This is a genomic window from Saccharibacillus alkalitolerans, from assembly GCF_011090185.1.
Classification (GTDB): Bacteria; Bacillota; Bacilli; order Paenibacillales; family Paenibacillaceae; genus Saccharibacillus; species Saccharibacillus alkalitolerans.
The window spans coordinates 391,404-406,920 of record NZ_JAAFGS010000003.1; the positions used below are offsets into that span (position 1 = coordinate 391,404).

Genomic DNA, 15,517 nt, shown 5'->3' on the forward strand with positions numbered 1-15,517 from the left:
CTTCGCCCTCGCCTTTTCCGTTCTTGCTTTTACCGGCCTCCAGACTCTAAACTGTTAGATAGAAGGTTCGGCGCAGCAAGACCACACATCCGCCAAAAAGTCTGATTTTGAAGGAGAGAACCACGATTTCATGAAGGCCCTTAGAGATTTCTTTTACATTCCGGGAATTCGCAGGACGCTGGCGCTTATTCTGGCCGTCGTGCTGATTATTTCGCTCCGGAGCATGCTCAGTATGCTGCTGATCACGTTTATCCTCACTTACCTGATGAACCGCCTGCACCGCTTTATCCGCAAAGGAACGGACCGCATCAAGCTCAACAGCAAACTTGTTCTGGTCCTTACGTACGCTCTGCTGGTATTTGCGCTCGGATTCGGCATCTACCGCTATCTGCCCGTGTTCATCTACGAAATTCAACAGCTGATCAATCAGGTCATTTCTTTTTACAACAATCTGTCGAATCTGGTCGTGCCCGACAATGCCTTTACCCGCTATATCATGAATTCGATCAAAGAGTTCGATATCGCAAGCTACGTCGAAGGCGGGCTGGATTTCATTCTGCATACGCTGACGGATCTGGGCAAATTGAGTCTCAACTTGTTCATCGCCTTTATTCTGAGCTTGTTCTTCAATCTGGAAAAAGACAAAATATCGTCGCTCATGTCCAAGTTCCGCTACAGCAAGGCCGCTTACTTCTTCACGGAGCTGGAATACTTCGGACGCAAGTTCGTCGCTTCGTTCGGCAAAGTGCTGGAAGTCCAGTTCATGATCTCGCTGACCAACTCGCTGCTGTCGCTGATTTTCCTGTGGGCGTTCGGATTCCCGAATCTGTTCGCGCTCTGGCTGATGATCTTCCTGCTCGGCCTGGTTCCGGTCATGGGCGTCGTGGTCTCGCTGATTCCGCTGTGCGCGATCGCCTTCAATATAGGCGGTCTGCAGATGATCCTGTACATCTTGATCATGATCGTCGTGCTGCATGCGTTCGAAGCGTATATCCTCAACCCGAAATTCATGTCGAACAAAACGCATCTGCCGATCTTCTTCACCTTCCTCATCCTGCTGCTGGGCGAACATTTCCTCGGCGCATGGGGACTGATCGTCGGCGTGCCGATCTTCATCTTCCTGCTCGACATCCTGGAAGTTCCGCTCGAACCGGGCGGCAAAGCTTCGCTGAAGAAAAAGGACGAACCGCCGGCGATGCCGCCGAACATCCAATAATTTTCGCGTCAGGGCGGCTCCGCCCTTCTGTAACGGCTTCATTCGAAAAAGACCGAGCCCTATCTCCGGGTTCGGTCTTTTTTCGATTCGCGGCCCAGCCGCACATCCAGTGCCGAAACGAAGTCCGAATCGCAGAATTCCGCAAAAAAAGGACCCCGGCGAGGTGGCATCGCCGGGGTCAATCTCTATGTTTCAGAGGGGATTGTAAGGATCTTAACCCCCGAACCTGAAAACAACCTGAAGCGAGGATGAAAAGCGGATAAAAGAGAGCAATACGGCGGAACGCCTATTCCGCTCCGATTATGCCGCTTTCCGCCGCCCGTTCGGTTCGGTCTTAAAGCGCTCCGTACGCCGCCGCCCGTACCCGCAGATGGTAGTATTCCTCCATGTTCGGCAGCATCTGGTGCATATAGACGATCGCGGTGTTCGTTTCCGGCGAAATGGACGTCCAGGTGCCGGCCATGCCCGTCCAGCCGAATTCGCCCAGCGGACTGTTGCTGCCGCCCGCGGCGCGGTCGATCAAGGTCCGGACGCCGAGACCGTAACCGTAGCCGGCGGAGTAAGAGCCCGTGAAATCCGCCATCTGCGCCGCATCGAGATGATTGGTCCGCATCAGGTCGATCGTGTTCCGGCTCAGAATACGGACGCCGTCCAGCGTGCCTCCCGCGGCCATCATGCGGGCAAACTTCATATAGTCGCGCGTCGTCGCGTAAAGACCTTGTCCGCCCAGCTCCAGCAGCGCGTCGGGACGGTGCAGCCGGTCCATCTCTTCCGAGGCCGGGGTCAGCGTGCCGTCTTCGGCCCGTTCGTACATCACGGCCATTCGCTCTTCGATGTCGCCGCGATAGCGATAACCGGTATCCGTCATGCCGAGCGGCCCGAAGATTTCGTCCTGCAGAAACTGGCCGATGCTTTTCCCCGAGAGGACTTCGATCAATCCGGCCACCAGATCGTGGCCGTAGCCGTACAGCCAGCGCGTGCCCGGCTCGAACATGAGGGGAGCCTGCGCCGTGGCGCGAATCTCGTCTCGCAGCGTGTAGCGTCCTCCCGTCTTCTCGCTCAGTTCCGCGCGCAGCCGGGTAATTTCGCGCGCCGACAGCGATTCGCCGAACGGATACGGATGGCCGGTCATCATGCCGAACGCGTGGCGGATCAGAATCGGATTTTTAACGGGTTCCGTATGGACTTGTCCGTTCGGCCCCGTTACCGTCTTATGTACATCCTTGTACTCCGGCAGGTACAGATGCAGCGGCTCGTTCAGCAGGAACCGTCCCCGCTCGTACAGAATCATCGCCGCCGCGCAGACGACGACTTTGGTCATCGAATACAGACGGAAGACCGTGTCCGGCCCCGTGTCGGTGCCTGCCGCGAGATTCGCTTTGCCGAAGTAGCCTTCATATACCGTCTCGCCGTCTTTCGCGATCATGCAGGCGCAGCCGGCCGGTCCCGTTTCCGTAATGGACTGCAGCAGCGCGGATAAGTGATCGAATTGTGCCATGGTTATCGCCTCTTTTTCCCGTTAATAAACGAATCATTGCTGTAAAGATTTGACCATGCGTCAAGCATGTAAGCGTTCCTCAATTTCTATTTTGACATATCTAAAACGGTTTAGCTACTCTGTATTCGGCATAAAAACAAAAAAATGTGTTGACTCTCTTTCTAGCTCATGATACACTATTTCTTGTGAGTCATTGAGCGAGGGGCCTTAGCTCAGCTGGGAGAGCGCATCGCTGGCAGCGATGAGGTCAGGGGTTCGATCCCCCTAGGCTCCATAATTTAACGAAAAGTCCGACCCCAGGGTCGGACTTTTTTTGCGTTCTGTTTTGGTTCTTTATTTGATTCCTTATTCGTACCGCTTCAGCACGATCGCCGAATTATGCCCGCCGAAGCCGAACGAATTCGAAATGCCGATCCGCAGATTCGCTTCTCTTGCTTCGTCCGCCGTATAATCCAGGTCGCACAGCGGATCGGGGTTCTTCAGATTGATCGTCGGCGGAATGAGGCCCGTCTGCAGCGACTTGACCAGCGCGATCGCTTCGACGGCTCCGGAAGCGCCAAGCATATGTCCGGTCATCGACTTGTTGGCGGTTACCGGAATCCGGTAGGCGTCTGCTCCGAATACCGACTTGATCGCCGCCGTTTCCGAGCGGTCACCGAGCACCGTGCTCGTCGCATGCGCGCTGATCACGTCGATCTCGGAAGGCGCGACTCCCGCTTCCTTCAGCGCCAGCTTCATCGCGCGGGCGGCTCCGCTGCCGTCTTCCGGCGTGGCGACCATATGATACGCGTCCGAGCTGGCGCCGTATCCGATCACTTCGCCCAGGATGTCCGCTCCCCGATTCAGCGCGTGGCTCAGCGACTCCAGCACGAGAATGCCGGCGCCTTCAGCCATTACGAATCCGTCGCGGTCCCGGTCGAACGGCCGGCTTGCCGCCCGCGGATCGTCATTGCGCGCCGACAGCGCCGTCGCGTTCGAGAAGCTGGCCAGCGATATGCCGTGCAGCGCCGCTTCTGTCCCTCCCGCGATCATCACGTCCGAGCGTCCCGCCTCGATATGAAAAAAGGCCTCGCCGATCGCCGTGTTGCCGATGGAGCATGCCGTGATCGGCGCCATCGACGGACCGAGCGCGCCGAAGCGGATGCCGATCAGCGCGGCCGCCATATTCGCGATCATCGTCGGCACGAGCGACGGACTGACCCGCCCGGGTCCCCGTCCCGCAAGCACTTCTCCCTGTCCCATCAGCGTCCCGATCCCGCCGATTCCCGAACCGACATAGACGCCGATCCGCTCGCGATCCGTCCGCTCTAGATCGAGTCCCGACTGGCGCATCGCCTGATCCGCCGCATGCAGCGCGAACTGGCAGAAGCGGTCCAGCTTTCGGGCCTCCTTCGCCCCGAGCAGCGCCGCCGCCTCGAAGTCCCGCACCTCGCCCGCTATTTTCGTTTTATAGCCTTCCGTATCGAACGATTCGATTGGCTTCACGCCCGATTCCCCGCTAACCAGCCCCGACCAAAATGTCTCCACTTCGCTGCCCAGCGGCGATACGACGCCCATTCCCGTAATGACGACCCTTTCTTTGTCCATGCGCAAAATTCCCCTTTCGATTCCTTGTCGTTTGCTTTCCGTACCGCTATAATGGCACGGAGAATATCCTAGTACAAGTTATCGTTTATACGGGTATAACGACTGCTATTTTAAGGCATGCCGACGTTTGAAGAGGAGGATTTACCATGAATTCCACCGCCCGATTGCAAGCCCTCTCCGTTTTTCTCAAAAGCCAGCGCGCCAAGATCCTGCCGGAAGACGCCGGTTTCCCCGTGGGAACGAGGCGCAGAACGCCCGGACTGCGCCGGGAAGAAGTCGCGCAGCTGGCCGGCGTAAGCACAACCTGGTACACGTGGCTCGAGCAAGGCCGCGATATCCAAGCTTCTCCGTCGGTGCTCGACTGCATCGCCGCCGCGCTGCGCATGAACGCCGACGAACGCAAATATTTGTATTCGCTGGCGCTGGAAGCAGCTTCCTCCGTTCCTTCCGCCGAAAGCGCAAATCTTCAAATCGGTCCTGCGCTGCAAAAAATCATTACCGGCCTCGAGCATTGTCCCGCCATCGTTTCCGACCGCATGTGCAACATCGTAGGCTGGAACGCGGCCGCCTGCCACGTTTTTCTGGACTTCGAACGCATCCCCCCGGATGAACGCAACATGATCCGCCTGCTGTTCGAACGCCGGGAATTCCGCCGCTTGGCCGTGAATTGGGAGCAGTTCGCCAGCGGCTTTCTGTCCATGTTCCGCTCCTATTACGGCCGCTACGTCGGCGACGACTGGTACGAGCGCTTTTTGGAAGAAATGATCGCCGCCCATCCCGAATTCAAGACGATGTGGGAGCACGGGCAGGTCAGCTACGCGCCCGAAGTGCATTTGGAATTCCGCCACGCCAAGGCCGGCAAAATGGTGTACGAACTGACGTCGCTCAGCGTGTACGGTCCGGACGATCTGCGCTGCAGCGTCTACACGCCGGCTCCCGACACGACCACGGAAGCCAAGCTGCGGCGGCTGATGGAAGAAGGCGGCTGAATCCGTCTTCTTTTTTTGCGTTCGGGCATTGACTTTCGCTTACGGACGTGTTTTTATTAAATTGTTAAATAATTGTTTAAATACTTAAAGGTAGACGGGAGGAGGAACAGCATGTCGTTCAACGACACCTTCAAGGCATTGGCCGATCCGACGAGACGCACCATTCTGGATCTGCTGAAGGAACGGGATCTGACGGCGGGCGAAATCGCGGATCATTTTCAGATGACCAAGCCGGCGATCTCCCACCATCTGAACCTGCTGAAGCAGGCGGAACTGGTCGTGAACGAGAAAAAAGGCCAGCATGTGCATTATTCGATCAACCTGACCATGTTTGAGGAATTGATGACCTGGATGTTGAAATTCAATTCGAACGAGGGAGTGTGACCGATGAAAAAGATGATCCTGCCCGTGCTTCTGCTGATTCTCTCCATTGCCGCAAGCTTCTGGGCGTATCCCAAGCTGCCCGACGTCCTAACGACCAATGCCCGCTATAACGCCGTATCCCTGTCCAAGCTGACCGCCGTATCGATCGTGCCGGTTCTCCTGCTGGTTCTGTCCGCCCTGACGCTGCTGATCGCTTCGCTGGCCGCGCGCAACCGTTCTTTCTCGCGAACCGAACGGCCGCTGTTTGCCGTCATGAACGCCGTTTACGTCGGACTGCTGCTCGTTCATGCGCTCATTCTCGCTTACGGCATGGGTTACGGCATCGACGAGCAGCTGATCGCCCCGCTGGTGACGGGGATCGTGTTTATCGCCGTCGGCAACTATCTGCCGCTCGTGAATCAGAATTCTTCCGGCGAGGCCGCGCGGCCGGACGCGTCTCCTTCCGATCCTTGGCGCAGAACCAGACGCCGGATGGCGCTCTTTTTCATCGGCGGCGGGCTGCTCATGCTGCTGTCGGCCTTCCTCCCCGGAGCCATGCTGCTGCCCGTATTTATCGCCCTCGTCGTCGCCACCTCCGTCGCGGCCGCATGCGTCTCGCACGTTGGCCGTCCGAAAACGCATTCGACAAAATAAGCAAAGAAAGCGCATACTTTTTTCTTGCCAAACTTTTTTCGACCTGCTATGATGACCTTGGGATTGTTACTGAAGAAGGCAAAACCCACCGCGTATGCAAGCTGCATATGTGTTGGGGTTTGCCTTCTTTTCGTATCAATTTCTTTTTTTCGGCAGGATGTAATCGATAGATCCCCGTTGCGCGATTTCGCAGGATAAGGAGGGCGGCAGATGATTATCGGAAAAATCTTCAACAACAATGCCATCATTGCCAGCGATGCGGGCAAAAGCGAGTTCGTGGTCATGGGACGCGGCATCGCGTTCAAGAAAAAAGTCGGAGAACCGGTCGATCAGGAATTGGTCGAGAAAATTTTCGTGCTCCAGCAAAAAGAAGCTTCGGAGAAATTCAAGCTGCTGCTGGAAGACGTGCCGCCCGAGTACATCTCCTTATGCTACGACATCATCGAATACGGGAAAAACATGCTGGACGTGCCGCTGAGCGATTATATTTACGTGACGCTGACCGACCATATGAACAACGCGCTCAAGCTGTTCGACGAAGGGATCAAGGCGACGAATCCGCTGATCTGGGAAATCCGGCGCATCTACCCCAAGGAATTCGGCATCGGCAAAAAAGTGCTGGAATTCATCGAAGAAACGCTCGGCAAAAAACTGCCCGAGGACGAAGCGGCCAACGTGGCGCTGCATCTCATCAACGCGCAGATCGACCAGTCTTCCCGCCGGACGGAAAACGTCGCCGCCCAGACGGAGAAGATCAGCGACATCCTGAACATCATCAAGTACAGCTACGGCAAATCGCCGGACGAGAACTCGATCAGCTACGAACGCTTCGTCACCCATCTGCGGTTTTTCTTCCAGCGGATCGACAGGCCGGGACGCGGCGAGCTCGAAGACGACTTTCTGCTCAAGCAGGTCAAATCGAAATACAAAAAAGCCTACGCCTGCATGCTCAAAGTCGAAAAGTATTTGCGGATCGAGCTGCCCGACGAGGAAAAATTGTATTTGACGCTGCATATCCATCGGGTCACCCGGGATTCCGCTCCTTAGTACGTTGACCAAACCTAATCAGAGGTTTGCGTTCGGCTGAAATGTATACGCTTTAGGTGCGATTCAGGAGGGCGTAACCTTACTTTCGTCTTGGTCAACGTACCAGCGGAGATTCGCGGGCCGCAATAAGCAAGCGTATTCAGTAAGCGTATTCAATTTCATAAAATCAAGGATCGTGACTGGTAATGCAGGCGAGACCAACAGGAAGCAGGCTCCCCCGGGGCGCGCGCTTCCTTGGTCTCGCCTTTTTTTATAAGCTTCTTCCTTTACTATCATCTATGCAAAAGGAGCGAGAACAATGGGAAAATATGAGCAATTGGCCAAAGACATCATTCAACACGTGGGCGGCAGAGAGAACGTCAACAGCCTCGAACACTGCGTCACGAGACTGCGCTTCAGACTGAAAGACGAAAACAAAGCCAACACCGACGTGCTTAAAAATATGGACGGCGTGGTCACGGTCGTCAAAAGCGGCGGACAGTACCAGGTCGTCATCGGCAACCATGTCCCCGACGTTTATGCGGAAGTCACTTCCGCAGGCGGCTTCTCTACCGAAAGCGGCTCCGGAGACGGCGCGAATTCCGGCGAGAAGACCAGCCTGTTCAACCGCTTCGTCGACATGATCTCCGGCGTGTTCGCGCCGACGCTCGGCGTCCTGGCCGCTACCGGCATGATCAAGGGTCTGAACGCCCTGTTCCTGACGCTGGGCTGGCTGACTCAGGAATCGGGCACTTATCAGATCTTGAACGCGATCGGCGACTGCCTGTTCTTCTTCTTCCCGATCTTCCTCGGCTATACGTCGGCGAAGAAATTCGGCGCCAACATCTTTATCGGCATGGCGATCGGCGCGTCGCTCGTCTATCCGAACATCTCGGGCATCACGTCCGCGGGCAACCCGCCGCTGTATACCTTGTTCGGCGGCACCATGTTCGAATCGCCGGTCTATATCACGTTCCTGGGCATTCCGGTCATTCTGATGACCTACTCGTCCAGCGTCATTCCGATCATCCTGGCTACGTTCGTCGGTTCCAAGATCGAAGCCTTCTTCAAAAGAACGATTCCCAGCGTCGTCAAAACGTTCCTGGTTCCGTTCTGCACCCTGCTCGTCATCGTTCCGCTCACGTTCATCGTCATCGGTCCCGTCGCGACCTGGGCCGGCCAACTGCTCGGCGCCGGCACGCTTGCCGTTTATAATCTGAGTCCGATCGTCGCGGGCATCATCATGGGCGCGTTCTGGCAGGTCTTCGTTATCTTCGGCCTGCACTGGGGACTCGTTCCGATCGCCATGAACAACCTGGCGACGCTCGGCTACGATCCGGTCGTGCTGACCGGCATGTTCGGCGCTTCCTTCGCCCAGACGGGCGTCGTTCTCGCCATTCTGCTCAAAACGAAAGACGTCAAACTGAGATCGCTCTCCGTTCCGGCGTTCATCTCCGGCATCTTCGGCGTCACGGAACCTGCGATCTACGGCATTACGCTGCCGCGCAAAAAACCGTTCATCATCAGCTGCATCGGCGGCGCGGTCGGCGGCGGCATCATCGGCGCCATGGGCACGGTCGGCTACCGCACGGGCGGCCTCGGCATCTTCGGCATTCCGTCCTACCTCGGCCCGAACGGCATCGACAACGGCTTCCTGGGCGCGGTTATCGGCATCAGCGTCAGCTTCGTCGTCGGTACGCTTCTGACCCTGTTCCTGTTCAAAGACGAAAAAACGGCTCCGGAAGACAACAAACCGTCCCAAAAAACCGATTCCCTGATCAAACAGGAAACGGTCGGCAGCCCGATGAAAGGCAACGTCATCGCCCTGTCCGCGATCAAAGACGAAGCGTTCTCCACCGGCGCGATGGGCAAAGGCGTGGCGATCGAACCGATCGAAGGCAAAGTGTATTCCCCGGTAAACGGCGTGCTGACCTCCCTCTTCTCTTCGGGACACGCCATCGGCATCACGAGCGACACGGGCGTCGAAATTCTCATTCACGTCGGCCAGGACACCGTCAAGCTCAAAGGCAAATATTTCACGCCTAAAGTCAAACAGGGCGATACGGTTCAACAAGGCGATCTGCTGATGGAGTTCGATATGGACGCGATCCGCAGGGAGGGCTACGTTCTGACCACTCCGGTCATCATCTCGAACACGGGCAATTACCTCGACGTCATCGAGACGGAGAAGAAAGACATCGGCTACAACGACGGGCTGCTGACGGTCGTCATCTAATTTCACTTGCGGACGATCCGGGGCGATCGGGAAAGGGCCGGTTCACGCCGCGGCTTCATCCATGTCGATAAAGACAACGAAGGCCGGGGCACGCTGAACCGCTCCCGCAAAGACAGCTTCCACTGGTACAAGCAGGGCATCGCCAGCAACGGCGAGAAGCTGGATGCCGGAGTCGAAAGCGCAAAATAAACGTCTTTTTCCGGCTTTCCGTTCACGCGTCATAGGCGAATCGTCCGATCTCCACATTTTCCCCGCCGCTCCCCGCTTCCTTCGGGCGAGCGGCTTTTCCGCGCTTTCGGACGGCATGTTCATGAACCAGCTATTCACAAGGCACGAAAAATGACGATATAAAACAGTACCGTTAAACCCGCTCTATTTTTCCAAAACCGGAGGTCGTCTGATGTATAAAAATCGTTACCGGTTCTATGCGGGAACCGTTTTGTATTTGATCGCCTATTACGTCTTGTTGAACGCGTTCCGCGGGAACGAGTCCGTTATGGGCTGGCTGGGCAATCTGCTCAATCTGCTGCCGGCCGCGGCCGGCGCTTTTATTCTCTGGGGGGTTGCCCGAAAAGCCGACGTCGGGTTGAAAAGGTTCTGGCGGCTGCTGATGTACAGCAGTCTCGCCTACGCGCTGGCCATGTGCTTCTGGCTGTGGGACGCCATGAGCGAGTCTTTCGTGATGTCCTTGCCCAGTCCCGCGGATTACTTATGGTTTGCCGAAGGCATCCTCATCTGTTCGGCTCTGCTGCTGCTGAACTACAAGCAGTTGAAGGGCCTTAACGCCGTCCGGCTTCTGCTCGACGCCTCGATCTTCATGACCACCATGATCGCCTTGAGCTGGATCCTCCTGATCGAACCGCTTTATGCCCAGGCAGCCGCCAGCGGAAGCCTGGCTTTCATGATTATGAACGTCAGCTACCCGATCGAGGATTTGGGCTTCCTCTTCCTCCTGATTCTGCTGATGCTGTCCAATCGGTACGCGATCGCGGTCAGAGCCCAGCAGATGCTGCTCGCGGCCGTCATGCTGTTCATCGTCGGCGATTCGATCTATCTGTACCTGCTTACGATCGACGCCTACGCCATCGGAAGCTTTATCGATCCCGTATGGAGCATGTCCTTGATCGCTATCGCGCTGTCGGGCATCGAGTCGCTGAATCCGAAGTTCTCGGCGGCATTCGTCCAAAAAACGGTCAGACCCGGAAAAGGATGGCTCAAGCGGCTGCTCCCCTACGTCAGCCTGGGCACCTTAATGGTCATCATGCTGCTGCAGATGCCCGACTTCAATATGATCGTGCTGTGCTGCATCACGGGAATTCTGCTCGTCACCGCCCGCCAAATCCTTACGCTTGCGGAAAACGACGAGCTGCTGGCCAGGCTGGGGCAATATCTCAAAGTCAGCGACCGCGCGGCCCATCACGACGAACTGACCGGTCTGCCGAACCGCCGGCTGTTCAGTCTCCGGCTGCAGGAAGCCATCGTTCAAGCGGAGAAGGATCGCGCCGAACTAGCCGTCGTCTTCATGGACTTTAACCGGTTCAAATATATCAACGACACGCTCGGTCACGGCGTCGGCGACCGGATGCTCCAGGAAGCCGCCGCAAGATTCGAGGAAGCCCTTCCCGGTCATTGTCTGCTGGCCAGGCTGGGCGGAGACGAGTTCGTGATTCTGATCCCGCGTTCTTCGGGCACGCAGACGATCCGCAGCGTGATTGCGGCCGTGGAAGACAGTCTCAAAAAGCCCATGTCGATCGACGAGCATTCGCTGCACGTCTCGACCAGCATAGGAATCGCGGTGTACCCGGCCGACGGGAGCAGCATGGACGAACTGCTCAAAAACGCCGACGCGGCGATGTACCGCTCCAAAAAGAACAACGGCAGCAAAGCGGTGTTCTTCGATTCTTCGATCGGTTCGGAATTGGAACGCCGGCTCGAAATCGAAAACGACCTCAACAACGTGATCGAACGAAACGAGTTATCGCTGCATTACCAGCTGCAGGTTCATGCGCGGACCGGCCGGATCGCGGGCGTCGAAGCGCTGCTGCGTTGGAAGCACCCCGTCAAAGGGTATATTTCGCCGGCCGACTTTATCCCGATCGCGGAAGAGACCGGAGCGATCAAGCCGATCGGGGAATGGGTGCTGCGGCAGGCCTGCATGCAGCAGCGCAAGTGGGCCCGCTCGGGACTCGCGAATCTGCGGATGAGCGTGAACGTATCTCCGCGCCAGCTTCAGGACGATCATATCGTCGAATCGTTTCTGGAAATTGTCCGCTCTGCGGAAATCGATCCGCGCATGCTCGTGCTGGAAATTACCGAAACGTTCGCCGTGAACGACATTCCCGTCGCGGTGGAACGGCTGAGCCGCCTTCGGCAGGCCGGCATTCGAGTAGCGATCGACGACTTCGGCAGCGGGTATGCTTCATTGAAGTATTTGAAAAACTTCAAGCCTTCGCTGCTCAAAATCGATCGCGGCTTTATCGCCTGCATCCGGCAGGACGACGAAGAATCCGCCGATATGGTGCGCGCCATTATTTCCCTGGGGCACAGCCTGAAAATCGAAGTGCTCGCCGAAGGGGTCGAAACGCCGGAGCAGCTGGAATTTTTGCGGGAAGCAGGCTGCGACGAAATGCAGGGCTATTTGATCGGCCGTCCGATTCCCGAGTCCGAATTGACGGAGCGTCTCCAAACTTCGCCTCTTTATTTCATGCCGCCGGATTCGATCAGTTCGTGAATATCCGGCAGTCGGCCGCCGACATCCGCGTTCGCGCGAAAAAGCCGCTTGCCCCAAACGGGGGAAGCGGCTTATCTTTTTTTATCCATGCCGAAGCTGCCGTACCAGCCGCCGCGGCGCGAGAGGTTCCGGGCTTCTTTTATAAACGGGCTCGTCTCCACGGGCAGATCGTCCGCCGGACACCAACGCAGCTCCGCGCATTTCTCTCGTTCCAGATTGACCGGCTCTCCGCTCCACCGCTCCGTTTCGAAAAAGAAGTCGATCCGCTCGTCCCCGCCTTCCTCGGCCGCTCCGATCTGAAGGACTGCCGTCATGCGCAGATCGTCAGGTTCGATCAAGACGCCGCATTCCTCGCGGGCCTCGCGCAGCGCCGCCTCCGCCGCCGTCTCCCCGCGCTCGATTTTGCCCGCCGGAAGGCCGTAACATCCGTCGTCATGGCCGGTATTCCGCCGCTTGAGCAGCAGTACGTTTCCTCCGCGAATCAAAAAAACATGCGCCACGCTGACGCGTCTCGCCGTCTCCATCCTCCATCGCCCCTTTTCCTCTTCCTCATTGAGAAGACGTTTTTTCTTTTCCTTGATCTATTCCTCTGTCTATTGTACGCAAAAACTGCCGCATGTCGCGCAAATATCCGTCGTCGAACAGCTCCCGGGGCATAAAAACGGCCGTCAGCACCGTCAGCGCCTCCGATGCCGCGACCCGGCGGTCCAGCATCGAATGATCGGCTTCCGGCAGCCGGGTTACGCTGAGCAGCTCCGCCGGAATGTTGTCGCGGTACACTTTTTCCGTATCGTCGGAATCGACATTGAGGTCCTCTCCGCCCAGCACCAGGTGAACCGGCTGCCGGAAAGCCGGCAGGTCGTCCGCCGAGTCCGATCTGAAGTTTTTCCCGATAAACGTCCAGCGGTCCCGCGAGATGGCCTCCGCGCCCGACACGCCCGCCTTTTTGCGGTAAGCTTCGTAGTCTTCGTATGAAGCTCCGCGCTGCAGCAGATCCAGCACGTCGGCGTCTTCCCGTTCGATCCGCGAGATCGCCGCTGCGGACGCGCCGCTGTTCTCCATTTCCCGGCGCGTGTTGTACCGCCCCTGCTCGATCCAGTTCACCGCCGGCGCCACCAGAATGTGGAACGCCAATTCCGGTTCGTCGCGGGCGACTTTAGGAATGACCCAGCCCGCCTGGCTGGCTCCCCAGAGACCGATGCGCGAAGCGTCGATCTCCGGCTGCGAGCGCGCCCAGTCGATCGCTTCGGCCGTATCCCGCGCCCGGTCTTCCATGCTCTGGTTCAGCCAGTTCCCTTCCGAGCCGCCGACGCCGCGTTTGTCCAGCGACAGCGACGCGTAACCTTCCCCGGCGAAAGCTTCCCACAGCGGCTTGTACGCACCGTCGTAGGAGGCGTTCGTCGGTCCGTCGCCGTGCACGAACACGACGAGGCCGACCGGGCCGGAAGGGGATTTCGGCAGCGCCAGCGTTCCGGTCAGCACCCCTTCCGGCGTGTCGATCGATACCGCCCGTTCCTCTATCCGGTAAGTGTTCTGAATCAGGAAGAAGACGAGCAGCGCCGACAATACAAGCAGTACCGACCCTCCCGTGATCCACAGCGCTTTTTTGCTCTTTTTTTTCATTTGCTTTCGTTCCTTTCCCGATCGATCTTGAATTTACCGCCCGTCCGCGGGCCTGCACATGAAATGCCAGAGCGGTTCCCGGAAAAAGAAACGGCCGAGCGGACGCCGTTCGACGCGAACCGTTCGGAAGCCCGCGTTTTCGTACAGGCGAATCGTCGCCGGACTTCGGCCCGAGACGTGCAGCGACAGAGAGCCGAAGCCGGATTCGCGGGCAAAACGCGCCGCATGACCCAGCAGAGCGCGTCCGATCCCTTTTCCCCGGCAGTCCGGACGGACGGCGATATGTTCGATATAACACTCTTCTTCGGGAGGCGTATAGCCGAGCGCCGCCATTCCCGCCGCGAATTTCAAGACGTTAAGCGGGCCGAATTCGAACATCAGGCGTACCCAATCCGGCTCCTTTCCTCCGCCTGCGGAACTTTTTCCGGTCGGCGTCCATTTTAATGCGACGGTGCCGACCGGCTGCCCGGAATCCGGCAAAAAGAAGCCGAACTGCCGCGAGCCCTCTTCCTGCCGAAACGGCCAGGCCGCCGCGATCAGCCGCGCGGTGCGCCGATCGTTCAGCCGGACGAGCGAGCGGAACTTGCCGCCGAACGAGCAGGCCAGCAGCTCGCAGACGGCTTCGTGATGCGCGGCTTCGCATGCCGCGATGCGGCCCTCGCCGCGGACGGCCGCGCCGGAAACAGCCGGACCGTCCTCCTTTTTCCGTCCCGGCCGCTCATCTCGTTTCCATTGCTCCGATTGTTCCTGCCGCGCCGAAGCCGATTCAGGTTTATCGGTCATGCCGTATCTCCTCCGCCGGTCCCGCATAAATTTCGAGTTCAAGCTGCACGGCGCTCCCGCCGAACAAGGACAGATAAGATTTTTCCGCCAGCACGATCCGTTCCGGCGAAAGGCCGAACCGTCCCCGTACCCTCGCGCACGCCGCTTCGACGTACGCCTCGGCCTCTTCGTCGCCTGCCGCAGCGAAGCTCTCGCTCCAATACAGGCCCGCTTCCAGCAGCAGATCGTCCGGGCGTCCGTCCTCCTCCGGTTCGAGCCGAAAATACAAGCCGGTGCCGCCTTCGTCCCTGACATGGAAAAGATCCGCTTCGAATAAACGGCGCGGACGCGCGGGCGCTTCCAGCAGCATCCTGGCCGTGACGGACTGCTCGGGTCCGGCCGGCATCGCCCACCGTCTCAATCGTCTGGACGGACGGCGTTCCCAGCTTCCGGCATCCGGCCGCTCTTTTTGCTCCCGCCGTTCGGCCAACAGATTCGAAGCAAAGCGCTCCAACCGCCGCAGGCGCTCGATCTCCGCCCGGACGGACGCCAGCGAATCTTCGATCAGCCGTTCGGATTGCCGCCCGTCATATTCGTCGATGGCCCGGCGCGCTTCCGCTACCGGAATATCCAGCTGCCGCAGCAGCAAAATATGGGACAGCCGGTACATTTCCTCGATTCCGTACCGGCGGTAGCCGCCGGAATCGATATGCGCGGGCGGCAGCAGTCCTTTTTCCTCGAAGTACCGCACCTGATGCACGGATACGCCCATCATTCCGGCAAACTCGCGTATGGTCAAAAAATCGTTCATGCTCGATCGCTCCTTTCCGTT

At 58.0% G+C, this 15,517-nt stretch carries 14 protein-coding genes and 1 tRNA gene; 9 read left to right on the forward strand and 6 right to left on the reverse strand.

Annotation, left to right across the window (positions count from 1 at the left end; translation table 11 throughout):
• Positions 1-130 precede the first annotated feature (130 nt).
• Positions 131-1,216, forward strand: a complete 1,086-nt coding sequence (locus GYN08_RS10580; RefSeq protein ID WP_166274172.1) for an AI-2E family transporter — start codon at positions 131-133, stop codon at positions 1,214-1,216.
• Between the two features lie 334 nt (positions 1,217-1,550).
• Here the strand turns inward: GYN08_RS10580 and GYN08_RS10585 are convergent, their stop codons facing one another.
• The gene (locus GYN08_RS10585; RefSeq protein WP_166274173.1) at positions 1,551-2,714 is read right to left on the reverse strand and encodes a serine hydrolase domain-containing protein; all 1,164 of its coding nucleotides are present in this window, start codon (positions 2,712-2,714) and stop codon (positions 1,551-1,553) included.
• A gap of 201 nt (positions 2,715-2,915) precedes the next feature.
• Here GYN08_RS10585 and GYN08_RS10590 point away from each other — a divergent pair.
• Positions 2,916-2,988: transfer RNA gene (locus tag GYN08_RS10590), tRNA-Ala, on the forward strand.
• A gap of 71 nt (positions 2,989-3,059) precedes the next feature.
• Here GYN08_RS10590 and fabF read toward each other — a convergent pair.
• On the reverse strand, positions 3,060-4,301 hold the full coding sequence (gene fabF, locus GYN08_RS10595) for a beta-ketoacyl-ACP synthase II (RefSeq protein WP_166274174.1): 1,242 nt from the start codon (positions 4,299-4,301) through the stop codon (positions 3,060-3,062).
• Positions 4,302-4,447: 146 nt separating this feature from the next.
• Between fabF and GYN08_RS10600 the strand changes: the two genes are divergently transcribed.
• The 7 genes from GYN08_RS10600 to GYN08_RS10630 all read left to right on the forward strand — a co-directional run bounded on the left by GYN08_RS10600 (position 4,448) and on the right by GYN08_RS10630 (position 12,300).
• On the forward strand, positions 4,448-5,290 hold the full coding sequence (locus GYN08_RS10600) for a helix-turn-helix transcriptional regulator (RefSeq protein WP_166274175.1): 843 nt from the start codon (positions 4,448-4,450) through the stop codon (positions 5,288-5,290).
• Positions 5,291-5,401: 111 nt separating this feature from the next.
• Positions 5,402-5,674, forward strand: coding sequence for an autorepressor SdpR family transcription factor (locus GYN08_RS10605; protein WP_166274176.1), 273 nt, complete (start codon positions 5,402-5,404; stop codon positions 5,672-5,674).
• A 3-nt stretch (positions 5,675-5,677) separates the two neighbouring features.
• The gene (locus GYN08_RS10610) at positions 5,678-6,307 is read left to right on the forward strand and encodes an SdpI family protein (protein ID WP_166274177.1); all 630 of its coding nucleotides are present in this window, start codon (positions 5,678-5,680) and stop codon (positions 6,305-6,307) included.
• A 210-nt stretch (positions 6,308-6,517) separates the two neighbouring features.
• Positions 6,518-7,354: a BglG family transcription antiterminator LicT gene (gene licT, locus GYN08_RS10615; RefSeq protein WP_166274178.1), complete on the forward strand. Its 837-nt coding sequence runs from the start codon at positions 6,518-6,520 to the stop codon at positions 7,352-7,354.
• 298 nt (positions 7,355-7,652) lie between these two features.
• Positions 7,653-9,569, forward strand: coding sequence for a beta-glucoside-specific PTS transporter subunit IIABC (locus tag GYN08_RS10620; RefSeq protein WP_166274179.1), 1,917 nt, complete (start codon positions 7,653-7,655; stop codon positions 9,567-9,569).
• A 6-nt stretch (positions 9,570-9,575) separates the two neighbouring features.
• Positions 9,576-9,758, forward strand: a complete 183-nt coding sequence (locus GYN08_RS10625) for a hypothetical protein (protein WP_166273846.1) — start codon at positions 9,576-9,578, stop codon at positions 9,756-9,758.
• 211 nt (positions 9,759-9,969) lie between these two features.
• A complete protein-coding gene (locus tag GYN08_RS10630) occupies positions 9,970-12,300 on the forward strand; it encodes a putative bifunctional diguanylate cyclase/phosphodiesterase (protein ID WP_166274180.1) in 2,331 nt (776 codons plus the stop codon).
• 71 nt (positions 12,301-12,371) lie between these two features.
• Here the strand turns inward: GYN08_RS10630 and GYN08_RS10635 are convergent, their stop codons facing one another.
• The 4 genes from GYN08_RS10635 to GYN08_RS10650 are packed head-to-tail and all read right to left on the reverse strand — an operon-like array spanning position 12,372 to position 15,496.
• Positions 12,372-12,824 carry an NUDIX domain-containing protein gene (locus tag GYN08_RS10635; RefSeq protein WP_166274181.1) on the reverse strand — a complete coding sequence of 151 codons (453 nt, stop codon included), beginning with the start codon at positions 12,822-12,824 and terminating at the stop codon, positions 12,372-12,374.
• Between the two features lie 25 nt (positions 12,825-12,849).
• The gene (locus GYN08_RS10640; RefSeq protein WP_166274182.1) at positions 12,850-13,923 is read right to left on the reverse strand and encodes an alpha/beta hydrolase family protein; all 1,074 of its coding nucleotides are present in this window, start codon (positions 13,921-13,923) and stop codon (positions 12,850-12,852) included.
• 33 nt (positions 13,924-13,956) lie between these two features.
• The gene (locus GYN08_RS10645) at positions 13,957-14,706 is read right to left on the reverse strand and encodes a GNAT family N-acetyltransferase (protein WP_166274183.1); all 750 of its coding nucleotides are present in this window, start codon (positions 14,704-14,706) and stop codon (positions 13,957-13,959) included.
• The gene (locus GYN08_RS10650) at positions 14,696-15,496 is read right to left on the reverse strand and encodes a helix-turn-helix domain-containing protein (protein ID WP_166274184.1); all 801 of its coding nucleotides are present in this window, start codon (positions 15,494-15,496) and stop codon (positions 14,696-14,698) included. Before GYN08_RS10650 ends, GYN08_RS10645 begins: the two co-directional genes overlap by 11 nt.
• Between the last annotated feature and the right edge of the window lie 21 nt (positions 15,497-15,517).